This window comes from Bradyrhizobium sp., assembly GCF_019244115.1.
Taxonomy (GTDB): domain Bacteria; phylum Pseudomonadota; class Alphaproteobacteria; order Rhizobiales; family Xanthobacteraceae; genus Bradyrhizobium.
The window spans coordinates 1-6883 of record NZ_JAFATE010000100.1; the positions used below are offsets into that span (position 1 = coordinate 1).

General features: G+C 65.3%; 6 protein-coding genes and 1 pseudogene. 5 read left to right on the forward strand and 2 right to left on the reverse strand.

What is annotated here, in order from left to right; all coding sequences use genetic code 11:
- Window positions 1-149 precede the first annotated feature (149 nt).
- Window positions 150-1076 (reverse strand): class I SAM-dependent DNA methyltransferase, encoded by a 927-nt coding sequence (locus tag JOZ76_RS04680; RefSeq protein ID WP_291697459.1) that lies wholly within the window; start codon window positions 1074-1076, stop codon window positions 150-152.
- 59 nt (window positions 1077-1135) lie between these two features.
- Here JOZ76_RS04680 and JOZ76_RS04685 point away from each other — a divergent pair, with 59 nt between their 5' ends.
- From JOZ76_RS04685 to JOZ76_RS04705, 5 genes are all read left to right on the forward strand, one after another.
- On the forward strand, window positions 1136-2179 hold the full coding sequence (locus tag JOZ76_RS04685; protein WP_291697460.1) for a ligase-associated DNA damage response exonuclease: 1044 nt from the start codon (window positions 1136-1138) through the stop codon (window positions 2177-2179).
- Window positions 2176-4134, forward strand: a complete 1959-nt coding sequence (locus JOZ76_RS04690; RefSeq protein ID WP_291697461.1) for an ATP-dependent DNA ligase — start codon at window positions 2176-2178, stop codon at window positions 4132-4134. The genes JOZ76_RS04685 and JOZ76_RS04690 overlap by 4 nt, the downstream gene beginning before the upstream one ends.
- Before the next feature lie 61 nt (window positions 4135-4195).
- Window positions 4196-4501, forward strand: coding sequence for a DUF6460 domain-containing protein (locus JOZ76_RS04695; protein ID WP_291697462.1), 306 nt, complete (start codon window positions 4196-4198; stop codon window positions 4499-4501).
- Between the two features lie 13 nt (window positions 4502-4514).
- Window positions 4515-5249 carry an MBL fold metallo-hydrolase gene (locus JOZ76_RS04700; RefSeq protein ID WP_291697463.1) on the forward strand — a complete coding sequence of 245 codons (735 nt, stop codon included), beginning with the start codon at window positions 4515-4517 and terminating at the stop codon, window positions 5247-5249.
- Between the two features lie 82 nt (window positions 5250-5331).
- Window positions 5332-6594, forward strand: a complete 1263-nt coding sequence (locus JOZ76_RS04705) for an MATE family efflux transporter (RefSeq protein ID WP_291697464.1) — start codon at window positions 5332-5334, stop codon at window positions 6592-6594.
- Window positions 6595-6733: 139 nt separating this feature from the next.
- On the opposite strand, the pseudogene JOZ76_RS04710 reads toward JOZ76_RS04705, so the two are convergent.
- Window positions 6734-6883 (reverse strand): annotated as a pseudogene (locus JOZ76_RS04710) (quinone-dependent dihydroorotate dehydrogenase); the annotation flags it as partial.

Consider the following 6883-nt stretch of genomic DNA (forward strand, 5'->3'; position numbering starts at 1 on the left):
TCGCGCCGGGTCGGATGTTTTGTCATCGTTGTTTTCTCCCTAGATGCGAGCATTGTGCTGGCATCCGCTCGGCCGGGCAACAGGCGAACAGCCGGCATCGCGGCGCAATGCCGCTTCCTCTGCAGAGCGCTATTTCCGTACGACGGTAATCAGGGCATGCTTGCTACGACGACAAGACCCGGGACCGGGACATTGTCCTCCGTGCGCGGCGATGCGGCTTCGAGATGGGCGAGCGAGAGGCCTGCCGCCTGAACGACATCGCGCACATGGCTGGGCGCATGCGCATAGCGCAGCCCCGCGCCGAGGATCACGCCATCGCCTTCATGCGTCTCGAGCGTGAACGCGACGAGCCCGCCTGAAGCCAGCACGCGCCTTGCTTGCGCGAGCACGGGCGCGAGGTCGGAGACATAGACCATGGCATCGCCGGCAATGATCAGATCGGCACTTGTCTCCGGCCTGCCCGCCAGCCCCTCGACCATGTCGGCGACTTCGAACTCGGCATAAAGACCGGTGCCGCGCGCCTGCTCGATCATGCCCGGTGACAGGTCGATGCCGACGAAACGATCGACCTGCCTGGCGAAGGCAGCGGCCGCAAGCCCGGTGCCGCAGCCGAGATCGATCGCGCGCTTGAAGAACGCCGGCTGCTTTGCGGCTGCGCGCACCGCGAGCACGGCCTTGAACAGGATCGCCGGCCCGCGATAGCTCAAATGATCGAGCAGCGCGGCTTCGAACCGCGGCGCATACTGGTCGAACAGCGTCTGCACATAAGCCTTCGGCATGTCCGACAAAGCTTCCGCGCCGAGCCGCATCAGGCGCAGGCTTGCGCCGTGCCGGTCTTGCCGATCGGCGTCGCGAGCCCGGCGGAACGCTGCGATCGCTGCGTCATGCTCGCCGAGTTCGAGGCGGATTTCACCCAGGGTGAACCAGGCCGAGACGAAATCCGGTGCGAGTTCCACGGTCTGGTCCAACAGATCGGCCGCCGCCGCGAGGTCCCCTTTCAGTTGCAGATCGCGCGCGAACTCAAAACGGCGGTCGGCGATCAGGTCACCGGAGGAAAGGAACAGGGGCGGGGGCATCGTGAAGGCTGCTCTGAAACAGACTCGATTGGCGATGGCCCCGAACCTATATGAGGCAGATGCGACCGCAAGACATTCTCGTCCGCACGCCGGCCGGCCTGTGCTGCAAGCCCGGTAGCTTCCATATCGACCCGGTCCGGCCGGTCGAACGGGCGCTCATCACCCATGGCCATTCCGACCATGCGCGCGCCGGTCACGGCGCGGTCCTCGCGACGCAGGAGACGCTCGACATGATGCGCCTGCGCTATGGCGACAATTTTGCCGTTACCACGCAGGCCATCCGCTATGGGGAAAAGATCCGGCTTGGCGATGTCACGGTCGCCTTCCACCCCGCGGGCCACGTGCTTGGCTCGGCACAGATCGCGGTGACCTGCAAGGACACCTGCATTGTCGCCTCCGGCGACTACAAGGACGCGCCCGACCCGACCTGCGCACCGTTCGAGCTCGTGCCTTGCGATGTGTTCATCACGGAAGCCACATTTGGTCTGCCGGTGTTCAGGCACGGCGATGCGATGGAGCAGATCAGGAAGCTGCTGATGTCGGTCGCGCTGTTTCCCGAGCGCGCACATCTGGTCGGCGCCTATTCGCTTGGCAAGGCGCAGCGCGTGATCGCGCTGCTGCGGCTGGCCGGCCATGACGCGCCGATCTACCTGCACGGCGCGATGGAGAAGATCACCAATTACTATCAGGAGCGCGGCGTCGCGCTCGGCGAGCTTCGTCCTGTGCGCGGCATGAAGAAGGCCGATCTCGCCGGCACCATTGCACTGGCGCCGCCGTCGGCGACCTCGGATGTGTGGACCCGGCGCTTTCCTGATCCGGTCACCGCTTTTGCCTCGGGCTGGATGCGCGTGCGTGCGCGGGCCCGCCAGGGCGGCATCGAACTGCCGCTGGTCATCTCGGACCATGCCGACTGGGACGGCTTGACCGCGACCATCGCGGCGACCGGCGCCGGCGAAATCTGGGTCACACATGGTCAGGAGGACGCGCTGGTGCACTGGTGCACGACCAGGGGACTTGCCGCGCGCCCGCTCGACCTGGTCGGTTATGGCGACGAGGAGGAGGAAACGGATGTCGCACCGGCGACGGAAGGCGGCCAGACATGAACCGTTTTGCCGAACTGCTCGACCGCCTCGGCTACGAGCCCGGCCGCAACAACAAACTTCGGCTGCTGTCAGCCTATTTCCGCGAGGTCGGCGATCCCGATCGCGGCTATGCGCTGGCCGCGCTCACCGGCGCGCTGTCGTTCAAGCACGCCAAGCCCGGCCTGATCCGCGATCTCATTGCCGAACGTACCGATCCCGTGCTGTTCGGGCTGTCCTACGACTATGTCGGCGACCTCTCCGAAACGGTGGCGCTGATGTGGCCGAAGACTGCATCGTCCGGCAACACTCGGTCCGTAGCCCACCCCCCTCCCGCAAGGGGGGAGGGAGCTGAGCGAGATTCTGGGCGAGCAGATCGCGACACATCTGCCGCGGCTCAAGCAACACCTGTTTCTATCCCCGCGCAGGGTCTCTCAGTCCCCTCCCCCACGCAACCGGGGTCCACCCCGGTTGCGCATCATTATTCTGCGCAAGTCGGCCAGGCCCGACTTGCGTTGGGGGAGGATCAGGGAGGGGGGTATCCCGAGCAGAAAGCCGATAGCAGCACTCAATTCCTTCACGGCCACAACAATCCGCCGCCGCCGACGCTGAGCGAGGTCGTCACCACGCTGCGCACGCTTGGCAAGTCCGAGCTGCCAAAGCAGCTTTCGCGCTGGCTCGACGAGCTCGACGAGACCGGCCGCTGGGCGCTGTTGAAACTGGTCACCGGCGCGATGCGGATCGGCATTTCCGCGCGGCTTGCCAAGACCGCCGCGGCCGCGCTCGGCGCGAAGGACCCGCATGAGATCGAACTGCTCTGGCCAGGCCTGGTGCCGCCCTACACCGATCTGTTCGCCTGGCTGGAAGGCAAGGCCGACAAGCCGGTCAATCGCGACCCCGCGCCGTTCCGTCCCGTGATGCTGGCGCACGCGCTGGAGGACACGGATTTCGCAGCAATGAATCCTGCCGACTACATCGCAGAATGGAAATGGGACGGTATCCGCGTGCAGGGGGTGAGCGGGCGCGACCCGCGCGGCCACATCGTGGCACGGCTGTTTTCGCGCAGCGGCGAGGACATCACGGGCAGCTTTCCGGATCTGTTGCCAGCGCTGCATCTGCCCGGCGCGCTCGATGGCGAGCTCTTGGTGATGCGCGAGGGCCGCGTGCAGAGTTTCAACGTGCTGCAGCAGCGGCTCAACCGCAAGACCGTCTCGCCAAAACTGGCAAAAGACTATCCGATCCATCTACGCGCCTACGACCTGCTCGGCGACGGCGACGAAGATTTGCGACCCCTGCCCTTTGCCGCGCGCCGCGCGCGTCTGGAAGATTTCGTGAGGCGTCTCGACGATCCCCGCATCGACCTCTCGCCGACGATCGCCTTCGACAGCTGGGAGGCCCTGAAAGCCGCGCGCGCCGATCCGCATGAGGCCGGTGCCGGCGAGGATGCGGACGCCGTCGAAGGCGTGATGCTGAAGCGTCGCAGCGCGCTCTATCTGCCCGGCCGGCCGAAAGGCGAGTGGTGGAAATGGAAGCGCGACCCGCACATCATCGATGCCGTGCTGATGTATGCGCAGCGCGGCCACGGCAAGCGCTCGTCCTATTATTCGGACTATACGTTCGGCGTGTGGACCGACCGTGAAGACGGTGAGCAGCTCGTCCCGGTCGGCAAGGCCTATTTCGGCTTCACCGACGAGGAGCTGTTGCAGATCGACCGTTTCGTACGCCGCCATACCACCGAGAAGTTCGGTCCCGTGCGCCACGTCGTTCACGAGCCCGATCAGGGGTTGGTGTTGGAAGTCGCCTTCGAGGGACTGCAGCGCTCCACGCGCCACAAATCGGGCATCGCGATGCGCTTTCCGCGCATCAGCCGGCTCCGCTGGGACAAGCCGCCCCGCGAGGCCGACCGGCTGGAGACGCTGGAAAAAATGCTCAAAGACGACGACGAAAATAAAATTCTGGTAACATCTGGCCGCGGCTGAGATGTTCCCCATTTTGCTGTCGCCGTAGTAGACTGCGCCCATCACCAATTTGGAGACAACGATGCCGAACGACACCAGAGAATTGCCGGCAGCCCCTGACGGGCTCACCCGCTTTCTGGGCGGCTCGCCGCTGTCGGTGGCATTCCGGCTCGTCCTGCTCTCCATCCTGGTCGGCGTCGTGCTGGCAGCGATCGGCTTCGATCCCTACAACATCATCCGCAGCATCGAGCTGCTGTTCCGCCGGCTGTGGGATCTCGGCTTCGACGCCGTCAACTGGCTCTGGCGCTATTTCCTGCTCGGTGCTGTCATCGTCATTCCGGTGTGGCTGTTGTCGCGCCTGTTCGGCTCGCCGCGCAGCCGCTGGTGAAGGACCAGTGCCGATGCGCCTCCGGTTCGTCGGCTGCGGCGACGCCTTCGGCTCGGGCGGACGCGGCAACACCTGTTTCCAGGTCACCGGCAGCGAGGTCAATTTCCTGATCGATTGCGGCGCCTCCGCGCTGCCGGCCATGAAGCGGCTCGACATCGTCCGCGATGATATCGAGCTGATCCTGATCACCCATTTCCACGGCGACCATTTCGCAGGGTTGCCTTTCTTCCTGCTCGATGCGCAGTTCTCGCGACGCAGCCGCCCGCTCGTCATCGCGGGGCCCGCTGGCCTCCCGACGCGGCTGACGCAGGTCATGGAGGCCTTGTTCGAACACTCCTCTAAAACGAAGCAGAAGTTCGATTTGCAACTCGTGGAGATGGCCGACGGACAGGACAGGACTTTTGGCGCGGTGAACGTCACGCCGTTCTCCGTCGTGCATGGCTTGTCCGGCGGCCCCTTTCTGGCCTACAGGATCGCGGCCGAGGGACGCGTGATCGCCTACAGCGCCGATACCGAATGGACGGACTCGCTGATTTCGCTCGGGCGGGATGCAGATCTGTTCATTGCCGAGGCCCATAGCTATGACAAGATCGTCAGAAATCACCTGAGCCTGACCGCGCTGGAAGCACATCTTGCAGCCATCAGGGCGAAGCGGCTGGTCCTGACCCATATGAGCGACGACATGCTGACACGGCTTTCGACACTTCCCTACGAAGCCGCACATGACGGCATGATCGTCGATCTCTAGCGGCGGGCCCGACGTGGAGCTGCGTCCGCTAAAACTGTCCGAGGTCACGACGGCGCGGGTTTTTGCCATCGCGGGACCCGCGATGGTCGCCAATTTGACGACGCCCCTGATCGGCATCGTCTCGACGACCGCGATCGGACGCCTGGGCGATGCGCCGCTGCTCGGCGGCGTAGCGATGGCGTCGTTCATCTTCGACTGCCTGTTCTGGCTGTTCGGATTCCTGCGCATGAGCACGCTGGCCTTCACCGCTCAGGCGATCGGCGCAGGCGATACGCGGGAGCTGCGCGTCCATCTGGTGCGCGGGCTCGCCCTTGCGGTCATGATCGGCTGTGGCCTGATCGCGCTGCAGATGCCGCTCTCGGCCATCACCTTCCGCCTGATGGGCGGCAGCGATGCTGTCACAAACGCTGCGAAAGCCTATTTTGCCATTCGCATCTGGTCGGCACCGCTCGCGCTCGCGAACTACGCTGTTCTCGGCTGGTTGATCGGACAGGCGCGCGCCCGCCTCGCGCTGCTCGTGCAGGTCGCGATCAACCTCGTCAACATGGTCGCGACCATCGTGCTGGTCCTCGAACTGGGCACCGGGATCGCCGGCGCGGCGGCCGCGACCGTCGTTGCCGAAGCGTGCGGACTTGCCATCGGACTGGTGATCGCGACGCGCCTTGCAGGTGGCTCGCTGGCCATTGCACGCGCGGCGATGCTGGATCGCGACGCGCTGATGCGCATGCTCGCAGTCAACCGCGACATCATGATCCGCACTGCCGCGCTGATCGCGGCATTCTTGTTCTTCGTCGCGCAAGGCGCCCGCGCCGGCGACGTGACGCTCGCCGCCAACGCGGTCCTGAACAATTTTCTCCTCGCCAGCGCCTTCTTCCTCGACGGCCTTGCCAATGCCGCCGAGCAACTGTGCGGCCAGGCGCTGGGCGCGCGCGATCGCAAGGCCTTCACCGGCGCGACTCGGCTCGTGGTCGCCTGGGGCTTTGGGTTCGCATTCGTGGTGGCGGCAAGCCTCGCGCTGTTCGGTCCCGGCCTGATCGACCTCATGACCACGAGCGAAAGCGTTCGCCTTGCCGCCCGCGCCTATCTGGTTTTCGTCGTGGTCTCGCCCCTGCTTTCGGTGTTCGCCTTTGCCTTCGACGGGGTCTATATCGGCGCGACCTGGGCGCGCGACATGCGCAACCTGATGCTGGCATCCCTCGCCGCCTTTCTCGTGGCCTGGCTCGCACTGCGCGCGTTCGGCAATGCCGGGCTCTGGGCCGCGCAGCTCGTGCACTACGCCGCGCGCGGCGGCCTGCAGGCGCTGCGCTATCCGGCGCTGCTGAAGGCCTCGTTCGGTAACGGCTGAGGACGCATCCAGCCTCTCAGCCGTCATCGCCCGGCTCGACCGGGCGATCCAGTATTCCAGAGGCAGCAGTGCTTGAGCCGATGGGCCGCGGCGTACTGGATACCCCGCTTTCGCGGGGTATGGCGAACAGAGAGCTGGACTAAATAGGCCAGGGCTCGGCCGTGATTGTCGCGGCGTCGGCGCCGACGATTTCCGACAATGACTCGCGGCCGGTGCGGAGCAGGGTCGAGGCGAGGTCGCTCTTGATCTGGTCGATCACGGCGAGCCCCTTGTAGATCAGCGACGAATA